The following is a 22,364-nucleotide window of genomic DNA, read 5'->3' on the forward strand; positions in this document are numbered from 1 at the left end:
ACCGTAGGCGGGGGCACTCCCGGTGGTCTTGTACGTTCTTGCGCCTCCTGCCGGGTGCGAGCCGCTCAGAGGGCGCGTTCTTTGCGGTACGCGCCGGGCGGTACCCCGACGATCCGGGTGAAGTGGCGGTTCAGGTGCGGCTGGTCGGTGAAGCCGACCGCGACGGCGGTGTCGGCGGGCGGGCGGCCGGCCTCCAGGAGGCTGCGGGCCCGGCGGACCCGGGCGTCGGTGAGCCAGGCGTGCGGGGGCATCCCGTAGGCGGCCTTGAAGGCCCGCAGCAGGGCGAACGGGCTGGTGCCGAGGTCGTGTGCCAGCTGTTCCAGGGAGGGCGGGTCGGCCATCCGTTCCTCCAGTACGGCACGGGCGCGGGCCGCGTTGCGGGTACCCGCGCTGCGCGGGGTGCGGGCCGGGAGGGGGCCTCCGTAGCGGCGCAGCAGCCGGGCGACGGTGAGGCGCAGCAGGCTGTCGGCGGCGAGCGCGTTGCCCGCCTCGGCGGCCCGGTGGACGTCGGTGATCATGCGGGCGAGCAGGGGGGCGTCGGCGACGGTTTCGGTGAAGGCCGGGGTACCGCGCAGGGCCGTGGTCTCATCGGCTATCTCGCCGACGATCTCGGACGACGGGTAGAGGGTGGCGTAGGTCCAGCCTTCGGGGGCGCCGGCCCGCGCGGTGTGGGCGACCTCGGGGTTGATCATGATGATGCCGCCGTGGCCGGCCCGGACGGTGCCCTGCTGGAGGCCGACCTCCTCGATGCCGGAGGTGACCGCGCAGACGACGTAGCCGGCGTGGGCGTGGCGGGGAAGGCGTGCCGTACGTACCGGGCGCGCAGCAGATCGAGGCCGGGCAGGCCGGGGTAGCGCCAGTGCCGGGCCCACTCCCCGCGCGCCCGCGGCGTGACGTCCGCGCCGGGTGCGCCGTCCGCGGCCGCGCCGTCGCCGCTGACCGTGATCATGTCTCCATTCTGCGTCCGCTCCGTACGCCCGTGACCTGGGGGTCCGAGGGGCGGACGGCGGGCGGGGGCGGTCCGCCGACGCCCGGGCGGGGCCGCGTTGTCAGTGGTCCGGTGCACGATGGGGAACATGGCCAAGTCAGCGCTCGACTCGTTCTCGCCGGCGACCCGCGGATGGTTCGCCGGGGCGTTCCGCGCGCCCACCGCCGCGCAGGAGGGCGCCTGGCGGGCGATCGGCGCGGGCTCGGACGTCCTGGTGGTGGCGCCGACGGGCTCCGGCAAGACACTCGCCGCGTTCCTGGCGTCGCTGGACGCGCTGGCGAGCGCGCCGCCGCCCGCGGAGCCGCGGAAGCGCTGCCGGGTGCTGTACGTGTCACCGCTGAAGGCGCTGGCCGTCGATGTGGAGCGCAATCTGCGCAGCCCGCTGACGGGCATCCGGCAGGAGTCGGTCCGGCTGGGCCTGCCGGAGCCGGACATCAGGGTCGGGATCCGTTCCGGGGACACGCCTCCTGCGGAGCGCCGGGCGATCGCCAACCGCCCGCCGGACATCCTCATCACGACGCCCGAGTCGCTGTTCCTGATGCTGACGTCCTCGGCGCGGGAGGCGCTGGCGGGCGTCGAGACGGTGATCGTGGACGAGGTGCACGCGGTCGCCGGCACGAAGCGCGGGGCGCATCTGGCGCTGTCCCTGGAGCGACTGGACGAGCTCCTGGACCGTCCGGCGCGCCGGATCGGGCTGTCGGCGACGGTGCGCCCGGTGGAGGAGGTGGCCCGCTATCTGTCGCCGCAGCGCCGGGTGGAGATCGTCCAGCCGCCGTCGGGGAAGCGCTTCGACCTGACGGTGGTCGTCCCGGTGGAGGACATGGGCGAGTTGGGCAGCGCCCCGGTCCGGGAGGGCGAGGCCGGTGAGAAGCCGTCCATCTGGCCGCAGGTCGAGGAGCGGATCGCCGATCTGGTGCAGGCGCACCGCTCCACGATCGTCTTCGCCAACTCGCGCCGCCTGGCGGAGCGGCTGTGCAACCGCCTGAACGAGATCGCCTACGAGCGGACGACGGGGACGGCGCTGCCCGAGCACCACTCCCCCGCGGAGCTGATGGCCGAGGCCGGCGCCGCGAAGGGCGCGCCGCCGCTGCTGGCACGGGCGCACCACGGCTCGGTGTCCAAGGAGCAGCGCGCCCAGGTGGAGGAGGACCTGAAGGCGGGCCGGCTGCCGGCCGTGGTCGCCACGTCCAGTCTGGAGCTGGGCATCGACATGGGCGCGGTCGACCTGGTGGTGCAGGTGGAGTCGCCGCCGTCGGTCGCGTCCGGTCTGCAGCGGGTGGGCCGGGCCGGCCATCAGGTCGGGGCGGTCTCGACGGGCATCGTCTTCCCGAAGTACCGCGGCGACCTGGTGCAGGCGGCCGTGGTGACGGAGCGGATGCGGACCGGCGCCATCGAGGCGCTGCGGGTGCCCGCCAATCCGCTGGACGTGCTGGCCCAGCAGGTCGTGGCGATGGCGGCGATGGACACCTGGGACGTGGAGGAGCTGCTGGCCGTCGTGCGGCGCGCGGCCCCGTTCGCCGCGCTTCCGGAGTCGGCGTTCCGGTCCGTGCTGGACATGCTCGCGGGCCGCTATCCCTCGGACGCGTTCGCCGAGCTGCGGCCGCGCCTGGTGTGGGACCGGGTCGCCCAGACGGTCACGGGCCGGCCCGGGGCCCAGCGGCTGGCCGTGACGTCCGGCGGCACGATCCCGGACCGCGGCCTGTTCGGGGTGTTCCTGGCCGGCGGTGACTCCGGCAAGGGGGGCGGGGGTCGCCGGGTGGGCGAGCTCGACGAGGAGATGGTCTACGAATCCCGGGTCGGCGACGTCTTCACGCTCGGTACGACGTCGTGGCGGATCGAGGACATCACCCGGGACCGGGTGCTGGTCACGCCGGCCCCCGGCGTGCCCGGCCGGCTGCCGTTCTGGAAGGGCGACCAGCTGGGCCGTCCCCTGGAGCTGGGGCGGGCGCTGGGCGCGTTCCTCAGGGAGATCGGGGCCGCCGACCCGGAGGAGGCCGGGGGCCGGCTGAGGGCGGCCGGGCTGGACGACTGGGCGGTCTCCAACGTGCTGGGCTATCTCGCCGAGCAGCGGCAGGCCTGCGGCCATGTCCCCGACGACCGCACGATCGTCGTCGAGCGGTTCCGCGACGAGCTCGGCGACTGGCGGGTGGTCATCCACTCCCCGTTCGGCGCGCAGGTGCACGCCCCCTGGGCGCTGGCCCTGGGCTCCCGGCTGGCCGAGCGCTACGGCCTGGACGCCCAGGTGATGCACGCCGACGACGGCATCGTGCTGCGGCTGCCGGACGCCGACCTGATGGGCCTCGACCTCCTCGACGGGGACGGCGGGTTCGGCGCGGCCGACGATCCGGGGCTGGGTGCGCGCGGCGCGGAGTACGACCCGGAGCAGTCCCCGGTGGGGGCCGCCGATGTCGCCTTCGATCCGGGCGACGTCGATCAGCTCGTCACGGACCAGGTGGGCGGCTCGGCGCTGTTCGCCTCCCGGTTCCGCGAGTGCGCCGCCCGCGCCCTGCTGCTGCCGCGCCGCAATCCCGGCAAGCGCACCCCGCTGTGGCAGCAGCGGCAGCGCGCGGCCCAACTCCTCCAGGTGGCCAGTGAGTTCGGGTCCTTCCCGATCGTGCTGGAGGCCGTCCGCGAATGCCTGCAGGACGTCTTCGACGTGCCCGGTCTGACGGAGCTGATGGGCGACATCGAGGCCCGCCGGGTCCGCCTGGTGGAGGTCACGACCCCCGAGCCGTCCCCGTTCGCCCGCTCGCTGCTGTTCGGCTACGTCGCCCAGTTCCTGTACGAGGGCGACTCTCCGCTCGCCGAGCGGCGGGCCGCCGCGCTGTCGCTGGACTCGCGGCTGCTGGCCGAGCTGCTGGGCCAGGCCGAGCTGCGCGAGCTGCTGGACGCCGAGGTGCTGGCCGAGCTGGAGCGCGAGCTGCAGTGGCTTTCGGAGGACCGCCGGGTCAAGGACGCCGAGGGGGTGGCCGACGTCCTGCGGCTGCTGGGGCCGCTGACCGACGCCGAGCTGGTCGAGCGCGGCGCGGATCCGGCGTGGCCGCGGGAGCTGGCCGCCGCCCGGCGCGCCATCTCGGTCCGGATCGCCGGCGCCGACCACTGGGCCGCGGTCGAGGACGCCGGCCGGCTGCGGGACGCCCTGGGCACGGCACTGCCGGTCGGCGTCCCGGAATCCTTCACGGAACCGGTCAAGGATCCGCTCGGCGATCTGCTGTCCCGCTTCGCCCGTACGCACGGGCCGTTCACCTCCGAGCAGGCGGCGGCCCGCTTCGGGCTGGGCACCGCCGTCACGGACGGCGCGCTGCACCGCCTCGCCGCCGCCGGCCGGGTGGTGCAGGGCGAGTTCCATCCGGCGGGCATCGGCCAGGAGTGGTGCGACGCCCAGGTGCTGCGCAGGCTGCGCCGCCGTTCACTGGCCGCGCTGCGCGAGGAGCTGGAGCCGGTGCCTCCGGCGGCGCTCGCCGCGTTCCTGCCCCAGTGGCAGCACGTCTCCGCGCCGCGTCCGGCCCCGGTGAGCGGCCAGCCGGCGCCGTCCGGCGGCGCGTCGCACAGCCTGCGCGGGATCGACGGGCTGGTGCGCGCCGTGGAGCAGCTGCAGGGCGCGCCGGTGCCGGCGTCGGCCCTGGAGAAGCTGGTGCTGCCGTCCCGCGTCGGCGGCTACACCCCGGCGATGCTGGACGAACTGACCGCCACCGGCGAGGTGTTGTGGGCCGGCGCCGGTGCGCTGCCCGGCAAGGACGGCTGGCTCTCGCTGCATCTCGCCGACGCGGCTCCGCTGCTGCTGCCGCCGCCGCTCCCGTTGGAGCCGAGCGCCCTCCACGAGTCGCTGCTGGCCGCGCTCGCCCCCGGGTACGGCCTGTTCTTCCGCCAGCTCGCCGACGAGGTCCGGGCCACCACCCACCCCGAGGTGACCGATCCCCAACTGGCCGATGCGCTCTGGGACCTGGCCTGGTCGGGCCGGCTGACCAATGACACCCTCGCCCCGCTGCGGGCGCTGCTCGGCTCGGGCCGTACGGCCGGTTCGACGGCGCACCGCGCCCGGCGCGCCGTTCCGCGCGGGCGGTACGGATCGCTGGCCATGGCCGCGGGGCACGGCGGCGTCCGCCCCACGGCGTCCCGGTCGGGTCCGCCGACCGTCGGCGGCCGCTGGTCGCTGCTGCCCACTCCCGAGCCGGACCCCACCCACCGCGCGCACGCCCTGGCCCGTACGCTCCTGGACCGGCACGGCATCGTCACCCGCGGGGCGGTCGCGGCCGAGGGGGTCGAGGGCGGTTTCTCCGCCGCGTACCGCGTCCTGGCCGCGTTCGAGGAGTCCGGCCAGGCCCGCCGCGGCTATGTCGTCGAGGGGCTGGGCGCCGCCCAGTTCGCGATGGACGGTGCGGTGGACCGGCTGCGCGCGGTGAACACCCAGCGGGAGCGCACCGTCGACGACGCGCTGGCGGACGGCGGTCCGCAGCGGCGCGGCGGTCCGCCGCGGGCCGTGGTGCTGGCCGCCGCCGATCCGGCCAATGCCTACGGCGCCGCCCTGTCCTGGCCCGATCCGCCCGAGGGCTCGACGCACAAGCCCGGCCGGAAGGCGGGCTCCGTGGTGGTCCTGGTCGACGGTGAGCTGACGCTCTACATGGAGCGCGGCGGCAAGACCCTGCTGATGTGGCCGCTGGGCCAGGACCCGTCCGGGGGTGCGACGGATCCGCGGCTGCGGACGGCGGTGGAGGCGCTCGTCGACGCCGCCCGCGCCGGCGCGCTGGGCACGATCACCACCGAGCGCATCAACGGCACCGCCGCCCTGACCTCCCCGTTCGCCGCCGCCCTGGAGTCCGCCGGCTTCCACCCGACGCCGCGGGGGCTGCGGCTGCGCGGCTGACGGCGCCGGCGGACCGGCATGATGGGGGCATGCCCGAAGGTGACACGGTCTGGCGGCTGGCGCAGCGGCTGCACGAAGCGCTGGCCGGCCGGCCGCTGACCCGCTGCGACCTGCGGGTGCCCCGGCTGGCGACGGTGGATCTGACCGGCCGCGGGGTCCTGGCGGTGGTCCCCCGCGGCAAGCATCTGCTGACCCGCTTCGAGGGCGGCCTCACCCTCCACTCCCATCTGCGGATGGACGGCGCCTGGCAGATCTACGGTCCCGCCGAGCGCTGGCGGGGCGGGCCGGCCCATCAGATCCGGGCGGTCCTCGGCACGGCGGAGCACACCGCGGTCGGCTACCGCCTCCCGGTCCTCGATCTGCTGCCGACCGCCGAGGAGCCGCGGGTCGTCGGCCATCTGGGGCCCGATCTGCTGGGCCCCGACTGGGATGCCGCCGAGGCGCTGCGCCGGCTGCTCGACGCGCCGCAAAGGCCGCTCGGCGAGGCCCTGCTCGACCAGCGCAATCTGGCCGGCATCGGCAACGTCTTCAAGTCGGAGCTGTGCTTCCTGCTGCGCGCCTCGCCCTGGCTGCCCGTCGGGGAGCTGCCCGCGCCGGAGCGGGCGCCGGCGCTCGCCAAGAAGCTGCTGGAGGCGAACAAGCGGCGCCCGGCGCGTACCACCACGCCCAGCGCCCGCCCGGACCGCCGGCTGTGGGTCTACGGCCGGGCCGGCCGCCCCTGCCTGCGCTGCGGTACGCCGGTCCGCTCCGCCGACCAGGACCCCGCGGCCGAGGAACGCGTCACCTACTGGTGCCCCCGCTGCCAGCCCGACCCCACAGGGAATTGACGACCCGTCAGCTCAGGCCTACCCTCCCCGCATGCCCTTGCCCGCGTACGACCTCACGGGCCGCACCGCGATCGTGACCGGCGCGGCGAACGGAATAGGCCGTGCCACCGCGGCGCTCCTCGCCGAGGCCGGCGCCACGGTGCACTGCGCGGACCTCGACGAACGGGGCGCGCGGGCGACCGCCGCGGCACTCACCGCGTCCGGCGGCACCGCGTACGCCCACCGCGTCGACGTCACCCACCGGGCCGAGGTGGCCGCCGTCGTCGAGGCGGCCCGCGCGGCCTCCGGCCGGCTCGACGTGATGGCGAACATCGCCGGAATCATGCACTCCGCCCCCGTTCTGGAGACCGCGGACGCGGATCTGGACCGGGTGTGGAACACCAACTTCAAGGGGGTGCTGTACGGCTGCCAGGAGGCCGCCCGGGCCATGATCGCCACCGGCACCCGGGGCTCCCTCGTGACCATGGCCTCCGGCGCGATCGACACCGGCGCACCGGGCCTGCTCTGCTACGGGGCCGCCAAGGCCGCCGTCGTGCAGCTGACCAGGACGCTGGCCTCCGAGGTCGGCCGGCACGGCATCCGCGTCAACGCCGTCGCACCCGGCTGGATACGCACCCCGATGACCGACCGCCCCACCGCGGAGGCGCAGCAGCGGGCGGAGGCACCGATGATCCGGATGTCGCCGCTGGGACGGGTGGGAGAGCCGGCGGACGTCGCGCACGCCGTGCTGTACCTCGCGTCGGACGCCTCGTCCTTCACGACCGGCCAGATCCTCCGCCCGAACGGCGGCGTCGCCATGCCGTGGTGAACATCATCCGGGCCCGCCGGAGCACGGCCCGCCGGCGCCGGGACTCGTTCCGTCCCGTCCATGGCACGCAGTGCACCGGCAACAGGCTCAGACCCCAGCCGCCGAGCACCACGGCACCCTCGACCAGGCCCGCCGTCTGCGGCCAGAACGCCAGCCGGAGCACGGCACACCACCACAACCCGCCGACGAGGGCCGCGGATATCCGGCGCCCCGGGACGGCCCGCGGACGGCGGACGGCCGACTCACCCTCCGGGAGCCGGCCGGCCGGTCCGCGGGCCGTGGTTCCACGCCACGCCATGGCTGCCTCCTCCGGCCGACGCTAGACGGGCCCGCCGTCGGCGGGGAGAGCGCACCGGCGCGTTTGCGGCGCGCGGAGCCACCACGGGCACCGTCAGTGGGCCTCGGCCTGGAACATCCAGTGGTGCTTCTCCAGGTCGGCGGTGAGGCCGATCAGGATGTCCTGGGTGACCGGGTCCGGCTCGTCGGTGGCGATGATCCGCTCGCGCATCCGGCCGATGACCGCGCCCAGGGCGTTCACCATGGCCCGCACGACGTCGCCGTCCTTGATCCAGCCGTCCTGCACCTCGTTGATGCCGCTGGTCTTGGAGACGGTGGCGGCCCGGCCGTCGGGGGACACCCCGATCGCGGCCGCCCGCTCGGCCACCGTGTCCATGTGCGTCCGTGCGCTGGCGACCACTTCGTCGAGCTGGAGGTGCACGGAGCGGAAGCGCGGGCCGACGACGTTCCAGTGGACCTGCTTGGCGACGAGGGAGAGGTCCACCAGGTCGACGAGGGCGCCCTGCAGGGCGTTCCCCACAATGCCGCGGGCTTCGTCGGACAGCGTGCTCTTGACGACAGACATCCAGATACTCCTGTTCGAACGGGGATCGAGCCTGACCGCACCCGATCGGGCCGTGCACCGTCCGGATGACCGGTCCGGGTGACCGATGACGACCGGTCCGGGTGATCGATCCAGGTGAGCGCATCCCGCGGGCGACGATCCCGACACCAATTCGGACCATTTGTCCGATTTAGCCATCGTACAAATGAATCGCACGTTCCGAGCGGGTCGGGGCGATCCGCCGCAACCCCCGGACAGCGCGGAGCCCCGGCGGGCTGCTGCCCGCCGGGGCTCCGGAACGCCTGTGAACAGGTGTGTCAGGCCGCGACGACATCCACGACGTCGGCCGGGGACTTGATCGTCACGCGCTCCTCCGGTACTCCGGCCAGGGACGCGACGGACACCGAATTGAGCTTCGGCCGCACCGGTGCCGGCACCGCGTCGCTCGCGGCCGCGGAAGCGGCCAGCTCGGCGAGCGCCAGCTCGTCGCTGACCTCCCGCATCAGCTCGGACATGCGCACGTCCAGCGCGTCACAGATCGCCGAGAGCAGCTCGGAGGACGCCTCCTTCTGCCCCCTCTCGACCTCGGACAAATAGCCGAGCGACACCCGGGCGGAGGACGAGACCTCGCGCAGGGTTCGGCCCTGGCGCTGACGCTGTCGGCGCAGAACGTCACCCAGCAGGCGACGAAGCAGAATCATCGCTGGCTCCCTCCTCGGACCTCGGATCCGGATCCTTCTCGCCCCACCGTACCGCCTCGGGCCGCGGCCGTGCCGGGAGCGAGTACGTGTTCACTCATGGCTGCAAACATCCATTCCCCCCGTGTTGTTCCGTATCCTGTGCCCGCGCATTTTCTGTCAGTTCGCTCAACAACAGTGCGAGCACCGCGTCAATGGTGTCCCGGCGGATCCGGTCGCGATCACCGGTGAGCGCCAGCCGGCGCACCTCGCCGGCACCGCCCGGCCCCTGCACCGCGACGAAAACGGTGCCCACCGGCTGCCCGTCCTGCGGGTCCGGTCCGGCGACGCCCGTGGTGGCGATGCCCCAGTCGGCGCCCAGCGCCCGCCGCACCCCGGCCGCCATCTGGCGGGCGACCTCACCGTCCACGGCCCCGCGCGCGGCCAGCAGGGCGCCGTCGACGCCCAGTATGTCCCGCTTGAGGTCGGTGGCGTACGCGGTGATCGAACCGCGCAGCGACCGCGAGGCCCCGGGGACCGCGGTCAGCGTGCCGGCCACCAGGCCGCCGGTCAGCGACTCCGCCACGGCCAGGCTCTGCCCCCGACCCGCGAGCAGCTCCAGCGCCCCGGCCGCGGCAGAACCCGGCCCGGTCACCGGGCGGTGTCCTGTTCGGCCCGGGCGGCCCGCTCCCGCGCCAGCCCGGCCCGGCGCAGCACGACGGCCTGCCGGACGTAGTCGAGTCCGGTCGCGACGGTCAGCACCACGGCCGCCGCCATCACCCACCAGCGGAAGGTCGCCAGGGGCCCGGTCAGCACCAGGACGTACATGCCGACCGCGGTGCCCTGCGCCAATGTCTTGATCTTGCCGCCACGACTGGCCGGAATCACCCCGTGCTTGATCACCCAGAAGCGCATCAGCGTGATGCCGAGCTCGCGGAAGAGGATCACGCCCGTCACCCACCAGGGCAGGTCCCCGAGCACCGACAGGCAGACCAGCGCGGCGCCCATGATCGCCTTGTCCGCGATCGGGTCGGCGATCTTGCCGAAGTCGGTGACCAGGTTGTACGTGCGCGCCAGATGCCCGTCGAAGACATCGGTGATCATGGCGATCGCGAAGGCGGCCCAGGCGAAGGCGCGCCAGGCCCGGTCGGTCCCGTTGTCGTGCATCAGCAGCACCACGAAGGCGGGGACCAGCACCAGCCGCAGCATCGTCAGGACGTTGGCGATGTTCCACAGCCCGGCCGGCCGGACGGCCGGCGCCGTGCGCGGGCCACCAGCTGCGGAAGCCGGGACTCCGGTCATCTGGCCGCCTCCTCGGTACACGACGTGCCGTCCACCGACAGCACCTCCGCCACCAGGTCCACGCCTTCGCTCGCCACCACCTTTGCTTCGACCATACGACCGGGCGACAGCTCCTGGCCGGTCGAGAGCAGGGTGACACCGTCGGTCTCCGGCGCCTGGTGCGCGGCCCGCCCGACGAGACCGTCCTCCTCGTCGTCCCGGTCGACCAGCACCCGCACCGTCTCGCCGATCCGCTCCTCGGCGCGCTGCGCGGTGAGCTCCTCGGCCAGCCGCGACACCCGCGCCAGCCGCTCGGCGACCTCGTCAGGATCGAGCTTGTTCTCGTACGACGCGGCCTCGGTGCCGTCCTCGTCGGAGTAGCCGAAGACGCCGATGGCGTCGAGCCGGGCCCCGGTGAGGAAGCGCTCCAGCTCCGCCAGATCGCCCTCGCTCTCCCCGGGGAAGCCCACGATGAAGTTGGACCGGACACCGGCCTGCGGCGCCTTCGTGCGGATCTGCTCCAGCAGCTCCAGGAAGCGGTCGGTGTCGCCGAAGCGCCGCATCGCCCGCAGCACACCGGGCGCCGAGTGCTGGAAGGAAAGATCGAAGTACGGCGCGACCTTGTCCGTCCCGGTCAGGACGTCGATCAGACCCGGTCGCATTTCGGCCGGCTGCAGATAGCTGACCCGGATCCGCTCGATGCCGTCGACGGCCGCCAGCTCGGGCAGCAGCGTCTCCAGCAGGCGGATGTCGCCGAGGTCCTTGCCGTAGGAGGTGTTGTTCTCGGAGACCAGCATGATCTCCTTGACGCCCTGCTCGGCCAGCCAGCGGGTCTCGCCGAGCACGTCGGAGGGCCGGCGGGAGATGAAGGAGCCGCGGAAGGACGGGATGGCGCAGAACGTGCAGCGCCGGTCGCAGCCGGAGGCCAGCTTCACCGAGGCCACCGGGCTGCTGCCGAGCCGGCGGCGCAGCGGGGCGCGCGGCCCGGAGGCGGGCGCGATGCCCTCCGGCAGGTCCTCGGGCGGGGCGGCCGGTGCCTCGGCGGCCTGGGCGTGACCGGGCAGCGCGACCCCCGCGGAACCCTGCCGCTCGGCCGGGCTGATCGGCAGCAGCTTGCGGCGGTCGCGCGGGGTGTGCGAGGCGTGGACGCCGCCGCTGAGGATGGTCTGCAGCCGGTCGGAGATGTCGGAGTAGTCGTCGAAGCCGAGCACGCCGTCGGCCTCGGGCAGCGCCTCGGCGAGCTCCTTGCCGTAGCGCTCGGCCATGCAGCCGACGGCGACCACGGCCTGGGTTCTGCCGTGGTCCTTCAGATCATTGGCTTCCAGCAGGGCGTCGACGGAGTCCTTCTTGGCGGCCTCGACGAACCCACAGGTGTTGACGACGGCGACATCGGCATCGGCGGCTTCCTCGACCAGCTCCCAGCCGTCCGCCGCCAGGCGGCCTGCGAGCTCCTCCGAGTCCACCTCGTTACGGGCGCAGCCAAGGGTGACAAGGGCGACGGTACGGCGTTCGGGCATAGGGCTCAGCCTACTTCGTCCCGGACACCCCCTTCGCGCAGGTCTCCGCCGCCCGGTCCAGGAGCCCCGGGCCCGGCGGCGGACGCACTTCAGGAACGCGGCGCTCAGCCCGCCTGGGGATCCCCCGGCGTGTAGCTGAGCCGCTCGACGGGCCCCTTCTCACCGATCTGCTTGACCTCTTTGCCGTTGACGTACAGCTGTACGACCGGCGCGTTGCCGAGGACCAGGTCGATCCGCTTCTTGTCGGTGATCGTCTTGGACTCGCCCTGCTTGAGCAGGCTGTCCTCCAGCAGCTTGCCGTTGGCGTCCTTCGCGGAGACCCAGCTCTGGCCGTCCTTGGCGGTGACCTTGATCGTCACCTTGTCCTTCGGCAGCCCGGCGACCGCGCTGTCGGACGGCTCCGGCAGCGGTGGCTTGATCGTCGAGGGATGACGGGTGGGCGCCGGCGCGGGCTTGGCGTGCGAATCGGAGGCGAGCGGACTGTTGTCGCTCTTGTCGCCGCCGGTGAAGAGCGTGAAGCCGGCGAAACCGACCACGGCGACGATCGCCGCGACCATCGCCGCCGTCCAGTTCGGGCGGCGCGGCTCGGAGCGGATCCGGTCGGCCTCGTAGATCGGGGCGGCCAGATCGGTCGGCGTCGGCCGGCCGCCGTGCTCGGCGTCGAAATGCGCGATCAGCGGGCCGGGGTCGAGCGAGACGGCGCGGGCGAGCGCTCTGATGTGCCCCCGGGCGTAGACGTCACCGCCGCAGCGCGAGAAGTCGTCCTGCTCGATCGCGTGCACGATGGGGATGCGCACCCGTGTCGTCGTACTGACCTCTTCGACGGTCAGTCCCGCGGCGATACGGGCCTGCTGGAGGGCGCGACCGACGGAAGGCCGGTCTGCTTCGGGGGAGTTGCCGATGGACACGGGCGGCGCCTTTCGAGCGTGTAGCCACCTGCTGGAAGTTCAGTCTAGGGGTGGGGCGAAAGGGTCGGGCAAGCGGGAGAGCCGGGTTTGTACGCCATCAGAACGCCCCGTGGGGTGCCATGCGGGTTGATCATGAAGCATCGCTCCCTCGCCTCCCTCAACTTGACGTGTCGGCAGGAGAAACGGTTGCTTGCTTCTTCCGTACGGGTGACCCGGATGTCTGTGCTACTCCGTAGCCTCCCCCCGGATCACCGCCAGCACTCCGTCCAGCTCGTCAGGTTTCACAAGAACGTCACGAGCCTTCGAGCCCTCGCTGGGCCCGACGACGTTCCGCGACTCCATCAGGTCCATCAGCCGGCCGGCCTTCGCGAAGCCCACCCGCAGCTTGCGCTGGAGCATCGACGTCGACCCGAACTGGGTGGAAACCACCAGCTCAGCGGCCTGACACAGCAGGTCGAGGTCATCGCCGATGTCCTCGTCGATCTCCTTCTTCTGCTTGCTGCCCACCGTGACGTCGTCCCGGAAGACCGGGGCCATCTGGTCCTTGCAGTGCTGGACCACGGCGTGGACCTCGGCCTCGGTGACGAACGCGCCCTGCATACGGGTCGGCTTGTTCGCCCCCATCGGCAGGAACAGTCCGTCGCCCTTGCCGATCAGCTTCTCGGCGCCCGGCTGGTCGAGGATGACCCGGCTGTCGGCCAGCGAGGACGTGGCGAACGCGAGCCGGGAGGGCACATTGGCCTTGATCAGGCCGGTCACGACGTCGACGGAAGGCCGCTGGGTGGCGAGCACCAGATGGATGCCGGCGGCCCGGGCGAGCTGGGTGATGCGGACGATGGAGTCCTCCACGTCGCGCGGCGCGACCATCATCAGGTCCGCCAGCTCGTCGACGATCACCAGCAGGTACGGGTAGGGCGCCAGCTCCCGCTCGCTGCCCTCGGGCGAACTGATCCTGCCGTCGCGCACCGCCTCGTTGAAGTCGTCGATGTGCCGGAAACCGTAGGCCGCCAGGTCGTCGTAGCGCAGGTCCATCTCGCGCACCACCCACTGCAGCGCCTCGGCGGCCCGCTTGGGGTTGGTGATGATCGGCGTGATCAGGTGCGGGATGCCCTCGTAGGCGGTCAGCTCGACCCGCTTGGGGTCGACCAGCACCATCCGGACGTCCTCCGGGGTGGCGCGCATCATCACCGAGGTGATCAGGCAGTTGATGCAGGACGACTTGCCGGAGCCGGTGGCGCCCGCGACCAGCATGTGCGGCATCTTGGCCAGCGAGTGCATGACGTACCCGCCCTCGACGTCCTTGCCGAAGGCCACCAGCATCGGGTCGTCGTCCTCGGCGGAGTCGGCGAGCCGCAGCACGTCGCCGAGGTTGACCATCTCGCGGTCGGTGTTGGGGATCTCGATGCCGACCGCGGACTTGCCCGGGATCGGGCTGATGATCCGGACGTCGGGACTGGCCACCGCGTACGCGATGTTCTTCGCCAGCGCGGTGATCTTCTCGACCTTGACGGCCGGGCCCAGCTCGACCTCGTAGCGGGTGACCGTCGGGCCGCGGGTGAATCCGGTGACCGCGGCGTCGACCTTGAATTCCTGGAAGACCGTGGTCAGCGCGGTCACTATGGCGTCGTTGGCGGCACTGCGGGTCTTGCCCGGCCCGCCCCGGGAGAGCAGGTCCAGCGACGGCAGCGCATAGGTGATGTCCCCGGACAGCTGGAGCTGCTCGGCGCGCGGCGGCAGCTCGCCGGACGGCTCGGGCGGGGCCTTGGTGAAGTCCGGTACGGACGCGGTGGACGGCTCCTCGGCGGGTGCCGGCTCCGGCTTCGGCCCGGCGCCGCGGGCCGGCGGGACCGTACCGCTCTCCCCGAGGTCTCCGTGCCCTCGTGCTCGCGGTGCTCGGTGGAGATGCCGCTGCTGAGCCCGGCCACGAGCGGGGAGGGCTGGACCCCGTGCAGCACCGCACCGTCCAGCGCCGCGGCGGCCGCGGCGGCCACGTCCACCGCGTCCATCGGCCGGTCCGCGGCGGGCTGTACGGAGCTCCGGCGCGGCCGGCGGCGCTTGGCCAGCGCCGCCTCCTCCATGTCGTCCGGGTCGTCCGGCGCGGACGCCGCGGCGGTACGGCGACGGGCGCCGCGCGCGGGCTGCTCGCGCCAGTCCTCGGCGTACTCCTCGCCCTCGTCGAAGCCCGCCACGTCCTCCACGGGGTGCACCACGCCCAGCCGCACGCCGAGCGCCCGCAGCCGCTGCGGGATCGCGTTGACCGGGGTCGCGGTGACCACCAGCAGACCGAAGACGGTCAGCAGCGCCAGCAGCGCCACGGCCAGGGTCTGGCCGACGGTGAAGATCAGCGGCTTGGAGGCGACCCACCCGAGGTAGCCGCCGGCGTCCTGTATGGCCGCGAAGCCGTCGCCGCGCCCCGGCGAGCCGCAGGCCATCGCGACCTGCCCGAGGACGCCGACGACCAGCGCCGACAGTCCGATGACGATCCGTCCGTTGGCCTCCGGCTGCTCCGGGTGCCGGATGAGCCGCACCGCGATGCCGCCGAGCAGTATCGGGACGACCAGGTCGAGGCGGCCGAACGCGCCGGTCACCAGCAGCTCGACGAGATCGCCGACCGGACCCGAGAGGTTGGACCAGGTGCCGGCCGCGATGACCAGTGCCAGACCGAGCAGGCCGAGCGCCAGGCCGTCCTTGCGGTGCGCCGGGTCGAGGTTCTTCGCGCCGCGGCCCATGCCGCGGAAGACCGCCCCGATGGCGTGGGCGATCCCCAGCCAGCAGGCACGGACCAGGCGGTACACCCCGCCGGTCGGAGACGGTGCCGGTCTGGGCGGGGCCTTCTTGGCGGGCGCCTTCCTGGCCGGGGCCTTCTTGGCCGGGGCCTTCTTCGCCGCGGCCTTCTTGGCGGGCGGTTTCCCGGGCGCCTTCTTCGCTGCGGTCTTCTTGGCCGCGCCCCCGGATTGTCCGGCGCGCTGCTTCGAGGGGCCCGCCGTGCTCTGGGTTCCCTTGCCGGACGTACGTGAGGCCATGGCGACGAGATTACAGGCGATCGCGGGCATGACACGAGCGCACGGCCCTTCACCCATCCGTGTCGCGCGCCCGTCTCATGAAGGGGCGTCAGCTGCCCGGCGGCCGCCCCGCGCTCATCCCGCGGGGGTCCCGGCCCCCGGCTCCAGGGCGTCCAGCGCACGGCGCAGCCCGGTGAGTTTGCGCTCCAGATGGGCCGCGGTGGCCACCGCCGCGGCGTCCGCGGTCTCGTCCAGCTGTTTGGACAGCGCCTCCGCCTGCTCCTCGACCGCCGCCAGCCGCGCGGACAGCTCGGCGAGCAGCCCCGCGGACTCCCTCGCCTCGTCGGCGCTGGGCCGGCCGCCCTCCAGCTGCAGCCTCAGCAGGGAGGCCTGCTCGCGCAGTTGGCAGTTCTTCATGTACAGCTCGACGAAGACCGAGACCTTCGCGCGCAGCACCCACGGGTCGAACGGCTTGGAGATGTAGTCCACCGCGCCGGCCGCGTAGCCGCGGAAGGTGTGGTGCGGGCCGTGGTTGATGGCCGTGAGGAAGATGATCGGGATGTCACGGGTGCGCTCACGCCGTTTGATGTGCGCGGCGGTCTCGAAGCCGTCCATGCCCGGCATCTGCACATCCAGCAGAATCACCGCGAAATCGTCCGTGAGCAGTGCTTTGAGCGCTTCCTCCCCGGACGATGCCCGCACCAGTGTCTGATCGAGCGCGGAGAGGATCGCCTCCAGCGCCAGCAGATTCTCCGGCCGGTCATCGACCAGGAGGATCTTGGCCTTCTGCACCATGGCCCGTCCTCCTCGCCCCGGCAGTGAACCGGACGCCGCCCCAGGGGACGACTCCGTCATGCCGCCCGTCCTTGTGCCGGTCATGGTAGCTGCACCCCGCCTGTCGCCACACCCTGTCACCGCGATGTCACTGTGCACTTAGCAGAAACGCAGACAGAGACGAGAAGGTTCCCCGGATCCGGGGCCTCCACACGTCCGCCGCCACACTCCGTCAGCACGCGATGATCCTCATTCCGGGTCCATACTGGACGCCCCCTCACTCCGCGCGCATCCATTGCTCCATGACCAGCAGCAGATGGTCGGTGTCCACCGGCTTGGTCACGTAGTCGGAGGCCCCGGAGTCGATGCTCTTCTCCCGGTCGCCCTTCATGGCCTTCGCGGTCAGCGCGATGATGGGCAGCCCGGCGAACTGCGGCATCCGGCGGATCGCCGCGGTGGTCGCGTAGCCGTCCATCTCCGGCATCATGATGTCCATCAGTACCAGCACGATGTCGTCGTGCTGCTCCAGGACCTCGATGCCCTCCCGGCCGTTCTCCGCGTACAGCACCGACAGCCCGTGCTGTTCCAGGACGCTGGTGAGCGCGAAGACGTTGCGGATGTCGTCGTCGACGATCAGCACCTTCTCGCCGTGGAAGCCGCCCTCGAAGCCCGGCTCGACGAGGTCCTGGCCGTTGCCCAGCCAGGGCTCCTCGGCGGCCGGCCGCTCCGGCTGCGCGGGCGCCTGCGGGGCCGGCTGCGGCGGGCCGGACGGCTGCTGGCCGGGCAGCGCGAACCGCCGCTGGGACCCGGAAATCGCCCGCCGACGGCGCCGGTTGAGGCTTCCGCCGCCGAACTCGCGGCGCGGCGGCTCCTCCGCCTCCTGGGCCCCGGCCTCCGTCTCGCGTGCCTCCGCGTCCATCGCCAGGCCGCCGGCGACCAGTTGCGGGTAGCCCTGCGGCGGCAGTCCGCCTGGGTTGTGCGGCAGGTAGAGCGTGAAGGTGGAGCCGCGGTTGGGCTCGCTCTGGGCGTGGATCTCGCCGCCCAGCAGGCGGGCGATCTCCCGGCTGATGGACAGGCCCAGCCCCGTACCGCCGTACTTGCGGCTGGTCGTGCCGTCCGCCTGCTTGAACGCCTCGAAGATGACCCGCATCTTGCTGGACGCGATGCCGATGCCGGTGTCGGTCACGGAGAACGCGATCATCTCGGCGTCCGGGTCGCGCAGCGAACCGTGTTCCAGCAGCTGTTCGCGGATGGCCACCGGCACGTCCGCGCCGGCCGGCCGGATGACCAGCTCGACCGCGCCGGTGTCGGTGAACTTCACCGCGTTGGACAGCAGGTTGCGCAGCACCTGCAGCAGCCGCTGCTCGTCGGTGTGCAGCGTGGCCGGCAGCTCCGGCGAGACCCGTACGGAGAAGTCGAGTCCCTTCTCCGCGGTCAGCGGCCGGAAGGTGGCCTCGACGTAGTCGACGAGCTGGACCAGCGCGATCCGGGTCGGGCTGACGTCCATCTTGCCGGCCTCGACCTTCGACAGGTCCAGGATGTCGTTGATCAGCTGGAGCAGGTCGCTGCCCGCGCCGTGGATCGTCTCGGAGAACTCGACCTGCTTCGGGGAGAGGTTCCCCTCGGCGTTGTCGGCCAGCAACTTGGCCAGGATCAGCAGCGAGTTGAGCGGCGTGCGCAGCTCGTGCGACATGTTGGCCAGGAATTCCGACTTGTAGCGCATCGAGACCGCGAGCTGCTCGGCGCGCTCCTCCAGGACCTGCCGGGCCTCCTCGATCTCGGTGTTCTTCACCTCGATGTCGCGGTTCTGCGCCCGCAGTTGCTCGGCCTTCTCCTCCAGTTCGGAGTTGGACAGCTCCAGCGCCTTCTGCCGGCTCTCCAACTCGCCCGAGCGCTCCTTGAGTTGCTCGGTCAGCTCCTGCGACTGCTTGAGCAGTACCTCGGTCTTGGTGTTGACCGAGATGGTGTTGACGCTGGTCGCGATCATCTCGGCGATCTGGCTGAGGAAGTCCTTCTGGATCTGGGTGAACGGCTGGAACGACGCCAGCTCGATCACGCCGAGCACCTTGTCCTCGAACAGGACCGGCAGCACGATCACGTTCGCCGGCGGCGCCTCGCCCAGTCCCGAGGCGATCTTGAGGTAGCCGGAGGGCACGTTCTCCACGAGGATCGTGCGCTTCTCCTCGGCGGCCGTGCCGATCAGCGTCTCACCGGGCTTGAAGGTGGTGGGCATGTTGCCCCCGGTGTAGCCGTACGAGCCCATCAGCCGCAGCTCGTACTCGCCCGACTCACCGCCGTCCGCGCCGATCTCCTGGCTGTCCGGCTGCGCCGCCAGGAAGAACGCGCCGTGCTGCGCGGAGACCGCGGGCGACAGCTCGCTCATGATGAGCGTGGCGACGTCCTTGAGGTCGCGCCGGCCCTGCATCAGACCGGAGATCCGGGCGAGGTTGCCCTTGAGCCAGTCCTGCTCCTCGTTGGCGAGGGTGGTCTCGCGGAGCGTGGCGATCATGGTGTTGACGTTGTCCTGGAGCTCCAGGATCTCGCCGGCCGCGTCCACGTCGATCCGGACGTTGTGGTCGCCGAGGGTGACCGCCGCGGCGACCGCGGCGATGGCGCGCACCTGCCGGGTCAGGTTTCCGGCCATCTCGTTCACGGATTCGGTCAGGTCCCGCCAGGTGCCGGCCACGCCCCGCACCTGCGCCTGACCGCCCAGCTGGCCCTCCGTACCCACCTCGCGGGCCACTCTGGTGACCTGCTCGGCGAAGGACGACAGTTGGTCGACCATGGTGTTGATGGTGGTCTTCAGCGCGAGGATCTCGCCGCGCGCGTCGATGTCGATCTTCTTGGTCAGATCACCCTTGGCGATGGCGGTGGTGACCATCGCGATGTTGCGGACCTGGCCGGTCAGGTTGTTGGCCATGGAGTTCACGGACTCGGTGAGGTCCTTCCACGTCCCGGCGACGCCGGGGACGCGGGCCTGCCCGCCCAGGATGCCGTCGGTGCCCACCTCGCGGGCCACCCGCGTGACCTCGTCGGCGAACGACGACAGCGTCGTGACCATCGTGTTGACCGTGTCGGCGAGCTGCGCGACCTCGCCGCGCGCCTCGACCGTGACCTTCTTCGTGAGGTCGCCGTTGGCGACCGCCGCGGAGACCTGCGAGATGTTCCGCACCTGGATGGTCAGGTTGTTGGCCATCAGGTTGACGTTGTCGCTGAGGTCCTTCCAGATGCCGGTGACGCCCGGAACCCGGGCCTGGCCGCCCAGTTGGCCCTCCGTACCGACCTCACGGGCGACCCGGGTCACCTGCTCCGCGAACAGCGACAGCTGGTCGACCATCGTGTTGACGGTCGTGACCAGTTCGAGGATCTCGCCCTTGGCATCGACGGTGATCTTCTTCGACAGGTCACCGCGGGCGACCGCGGTCGTCACCTCGCCGATGTTGCGCACCTGCGACGTCAGGTTGTTCGCCATGAAGTTGACGGACTGGGTGAGGTCCTTCCAGGTGCCGCTGACGCCCTGCACCTCGGCCTGACCGCCCAGGATGCCCTCGGTGCCCACCTCGCGGGCGACCCGGGTGACCTGCTCCGCGAAGGAGGAGAGCTGGTCGACCATGGTGTTGAGGGTGTTCTTCAGCTCCAGGATCTCGCCCCGGGCGTCCACGTCGATCTTCTGCGACAGGTCACCGCGCGCGACGGCCGTGGCGACCTGGGCGATGTTGCGGACCTGGGCCGTGAGGTTGCCGGCCATGCCGTTCACGGAGTCGGTCAGATCGCGCCAGACGCCGGCCACGCCGGGCACCTGTGCCTGACCGCCCAGCCGGCCGTCCGTACCGACCTCCCGGGCGACCCGGGTGACCTGCTCGGCGAACGCGGAGAGCTGGTCGACCATCGTGTTGATGGTGCTCTTCAGCTCCAGGATCTCGCCGCGCGCGTCCACGTCGATCTTCTGCGACAGGTCACCGCGCGCCACCGCCGTCGTCACCTGGGCGATCTGCCGCACCTGCGAGGTGAGGTTCCCCGCCATGAAGTTGACGGAGTCGGTGAGCTCCTTCCAGGTGCCGCTGACGCCGTCGACCCGGGCCTGACCGCCCAGCCGGCCCTCCGTGCCCACGTCCCTGGCCATCCGCGTGACCTGGTCGGCGAACGACGACAGCTGATCCACCATGGTGTTCACGGTGTTCTTCAGCTGGAGCATCTCGCCGGAGACGTCGACGGTGACCTTCTGCGACAGATCGCCGTTGGCGACCGCCGTCGTCACCTGCGCGATGTTGCGCACCTGACCGGTGAGGTTGCGGAACGCGGTGTTGACGGAGTCCGTGAGGTCCTTCCACGTCCCCGCCGCCCCGGGCACCGCCGCCTGGCCGCCCAGCTCACCCTCGACGCCGATCTCCCGCGCCACCCGGGTCACTTCGGCACCGAACGCGGAGAGCTGGTCCACCATCGTGTTGACGGTGTTCTTCAACTCCAGCATTTCCCCGGCCACATCGACGGTGACCTTCTGCGACAGATCGCCGTTGGCGACCGCCGTCGTCACCTGCGCGATGTCCCGCACCTGGGCCGTCAGGTTGCGGAAGGCGTTGTTCACCGAATCGGTGAGGTCCTTCCACGTCCCCGCCGCACCCGGCACCTGCGCCTGCCCGCCGAGCTGCCCCTCGGCCCCGACCTCGTTCGCCACCCGCGTCACTTCGTCGGCGAAGGTGCGCAGCGTTTCGGTCATGGTGTTGATCGTGTCGGCGAGCTGGGCAACCTCGCCGCGTGCGCTGACCGTCACCTTCTGCGACAGGTCACCATTGGCGACGGCCGTGGTGACCTGGGCGATCCCGCGCACCTGAGCGGTGAGGTTGCCGGCCATGAGATTGACCGAATCCGTCAGGTCCTTCCACACCCGGCCACACCGGGGACCTGGGCCTGACCGCCGAGCTCGCCCTCCGTACCGACCTCGCGGGCGACCCGGGTCACCTCGGAGGCGAACGACGACAGCTGGTCCACCATCGTGTTGACGGTGTTCTTCAGCTCCAGCATCTCGCCGGCGACATGGACGGTCACCTTGCGCGACAGATCGCCCTTGGCGACGGCCGTGGTGACCAGCGCGATGTCCCGGACCTGTGCGGTCAGCCGGGACGCCATGGTGTTGACGGATTCCGTGAGGTCCTTCCACGAACCCGACATTCCGCGCACCCGGGCCTGGCCGCCGAGCTTGCCCTCCGTACCGACCTCACTGGCCACCCGCGTGACCTCGTCGGTGAAGGCGGAGAGCTGGTCCACCAGCCCGTTGACCGTCCGGCCGACCTTCAAGAATTCACCGCGCAGGGGATGCTCCGAAGAACTGTCCGAACTGCGCGAGCGGAGATCCATCCGCTGTTCCAGATCGCCCTCGGACACCGCCGAGAGCACCCGGCCGACCTCGGAAACCGGCCGCACCAGGTCGTCGACCAGCGCGTTCGAGGCGTCGATGGCCGCGGCCCAGGAGCCTTCGGCGGCGCCGACCTCCAGCCGCTCGGTGAGTTTTCCCTCACGTCCGACGACCCGGCGCACCCGCGCCAGCTCGCCGGTCAGATGCAGATTGCGGTCCGCGACCTCGTTGAAGACCGCCGCGATCTCCGACATGACGCCGTCGCCGGAAACCGTGAGCCGCTTGCGGAAGTTCCCGTCCCGCATGGCAACCAGAGCGACCAACAGCCGATTCAGCGCAGCCGTATCCACCTCGGTCGTCCCGTTGCTCCGGGATCGTCCGCCTTTCGCGCGCGTGCTTGCGCCCCGCGCCGCTGCGCCAGACTCCACCGTGTCCCTCCCGCAGGGTCGACCGTTCTACCCGGGCTTTCTCTTGATACTTGCCCAGTGTTTCACCATGGCCCAACCAGGCCATAACAGTTCGGC

At 72.0% G+C, this 22,364-nt stretch carries 13 protein-coding genes and 2 pseudogenes; 3 read left to right on the forward strand and 12 right to left on the reverse strand.

Translation table 11 applies throughout. From position 1 onward, the window contains the following. Window positions 1–71: 71 nt before the first annotated feature. Window positions 72–946 (reverse strand): annotated as a pseudogene (locus OJ254_RS00580) (AraC family transcriptional regulator); the annotation flags it as partial. A gap of 130 nt (window positions 947–1,076) precedes the next feature. Between OJ254_RS00580 and OJ254_RS00585 the strand changes: the two are divergent. From OJ254_RS00585 to OJ254_RS00595, 3 genes are read left to right on the forward strand one after another with little or no spacing between them, the layout of a single operon-like run. After that, window positions 1,077–5,852 (forward strand): Lhr family helicase, encoded by a 4,776-nt coding sequence (locus OJ254_RS00585; RefSeq protein ID WP_265360819.1) that lies wholly within the window; start codon window positions 1,077–1,079, stop codon window positions 5,850–5,852. A gap of 29 nt (window positions 5,853–5,881) precedes the next feature. Further along, complete coding sequence (locus OJ254_RS00590; RefSeq protein ID WP_265360820.1) at window positions 5,882–6,679, forward strand: Fpg/Nei family DNA glycosylase; 798 nt, start codon at window positions 5,882–5,884, stop codon at window positions 6,677–6,679. A gap of 31 nt (window positions 6,680–6,710) precedes the next feature. Further along, entirely contained in the window at window positions 6,711–7,487 is a 777-nt protein-coding gene (locus OJ254_RS00595) for an SDR family NAD(P)-dependent oxidoreductase (RefSeq protein WP_265360821.1), read from the forward strand. On the opposite strand, the gene OJ254_RS30785 is transcribed toward OJ254_RS00595, so the two are convergent. From OJ254_RS30785 to OJ254_RS31310, 11 genes and pseudogenes are all read right to left on the reverse strand, one after another. Further along, entirely contained in the window at window positions 7,435–7,689 is a 255-nt protein-coding gene (locus tag OJ254_RS30785) for a hypothetical protein (RefSeq protein ID WP_423835990.1), read from the reverse strand. The genes OJ254_RS00595 and OJ254_RS30785 overlap by 53 nt on opposite strands. Before the next feature lie 189 nt (window positions 7,690–7,878). Next, complete coding sequence (locus OJ254_RS00605) at window positions 7,879–8,349, reverse strand: Dps family protein (protein WP_265360822.1); 471 nt, start codon at window positions 8,347–8,349, stop codon at window positions 7,879–7,881. Between the two features lie 296 nt (window positions 8,350–8,645). Then, the gene (locus OJ254_RS00610; protein WP_030415589.1) at window positions 8,646–9,029 is read right to left on the reverse strand and encodes a helix-turn-helix domain-containing protein; all 384 of its coding nucleotides are present in this window, start codon (window positions 9,027–9,029) and stop codon (window positions 8,646–8,648) included. 94 nt (window positions 9,030–9,123) lie between these two features. Further along, window positions 9,124–9,660, reverse strand: coding sequence for a CinA family protein (locus OJ254_RS00615; RefSeq protein WP_265360823.1), 537 nt, complete (start codon window positions 9,658–9,660; stop codon window positions 9,124–9,126). Continuing rightward, window positions 9,657–10,307 (reverse strand): CDP-diacylglycerol--glycerol-3-phosphate 3-phosphatidyltransferase, encoded by a 651-nt coding sequence (gene pgsA, locus OJ254_RS00620; RefSeq protein WP_265360824.1) that lies wholly within the window; start codon window positions 10,305–10,307, stop codon window positions 9,657–9,659. The genes OJ254_RS00615 and pgsA overlap by 4 nt, the downstream gene beginning before the upstream one ends. Next, window positions 10,304–11,803: a 30S ribosomal protein S12 methylthiotransferase RimO gene (rimO, locus tag OJ254_RS00625; protein WP_261955351.1), complete on the reverse strand. Its 1,500-nt coding sequence runs from the start codon at window positions 11,801–11,803 to the stop codon at window positions 10,304–10,306. Before rimO ends, pgsA begins: the two co-directional genes overlap by 4 nt. A gap of 104 nt (window positions 11,804–11,907) precedes the next feature. Continuing rightward, window positions 11,908–12,711, reverse strand: a complete 804-nt coding sequence (locus OJ254_RS00630) for a helix-turn-helix domain-containing protein (protein WP_265360825.1) — start codon at window positions 12,709–12,711, stop codon at window positions 11,908–11,910. 225 nt (window positions 12,712–12,936) lie between these two features. After that, window positions 12,937–15,734: pseudogene (locus tag OJ254_RS00635) on the reverse strand (DNA translocase FtsK). A gap of 114 nt (window positions 15,735–15,848) precedes the next feature. After that, a complete protein-coding gene (locus OJ254_RS00640; protein WP_261955354.1) occupies window positions 15,849–16,508 on the reverse strand; it encodes a response regulator in 660 nt (219 codons plus the stop codon). A 256-nt stretch (window positions 16,509–16,764) separates the two neighbouring features. Further along, a complete protein-coding gene (locus OJ254_RS00645) occupies window positions 16,765–21,339 on the reverse strand; it encodes a HAMP domain-containing protein (RefSeq protein WP_423835794.1) in 4,575 nt (1,524 codons plus the stop codon). 17 nt (window positions 21,340–21,356) lie between these two features. After that, window positions 21,357–22,163 (reverse strand): HAMP domain-containing protein, encoded by an 807-nt coding sequence (locus OJ254_RS31310; protein ID WP_423835795.1) that lies wholly within the window; start codon window positions 22,161–22,163, stop codon window positions 21,357–21,359. Window positions 22,164–22,364 lie beyond the last annotated feature (201 nt).

This window comes from Streptomyces endophytica (assembly GCF_026153355.1).
Taxonomy (GTDB): domain Bacteria; phylum Actinomycetota; class Actinomycetes; order Streptomycetales; family Streptomycetaceae; genus Streptomyces; species Streptomyces endophytica.

Coding starts and splice junctions, on each gene's coding strand:
- OJ254_RS00585 (WP_265360819.1), top strand. CDS start 1,077: ATGGCCAAGTCAGCGCTCGACTCGTTCTCGCCGGCGACCCGCGGATGG.
- OJ254_RS00590 (WP_265360820.1), top strand. CDS start 5,882: ATGCCCGAAGGTGACACGGTCTGGCGGCTGGCGCAGCGGCTGCACGAA.
- OJ254_RS00595 (WP_265360821.1), top strand. CDS start 6,711: ATGCCCTTGCCCGCGTACGACCTCACGGGCCGCACCGCGATCGTGACC.
- OJ254_RS00605 (WP_265360822.1), bottom strand. CDS start 8,349: ATGTCTGTCGTCAAGAGCACGCTGTCCGACGAAGCCCGCGGCATTGTG.
- OJ254_RS00610 (WP_030415589.1), bottom strand. CDS start 9,029: ATGATTCTGCTTCGTCGCCTGCTGGGTGACGTTCTGCGCCGACAGCGT.
- pgsA (WP_265360824.1), bottom strand. CDS start 10,307: ATGACCGGAGTCCCGGCTTCCGCAGCTGGTGGCCCGCGCACGGCGCCG.
- rimO (WP_261955351.1), bottom strand. CDS start 11,803: ATGCCCGAACGCCGTACCGTCGCCCTTGTCACCCTTGGCTGCGCCCGT.
- OJ254_RS00640 (WP_261955354.1), bottom strand. CDS start 16,508: ATGGTGCAGAAGGCCAAGATCCTCCTGGTCGATGACCGGCCGGAGAAT.
- OJ254_RS00645 (WP_423835794.1), bottom strand. CDS start 21,339: ATGGCCGGCAACCTCACCGCTCAGGTGCGCGGGATCGCCCAGGTCACC.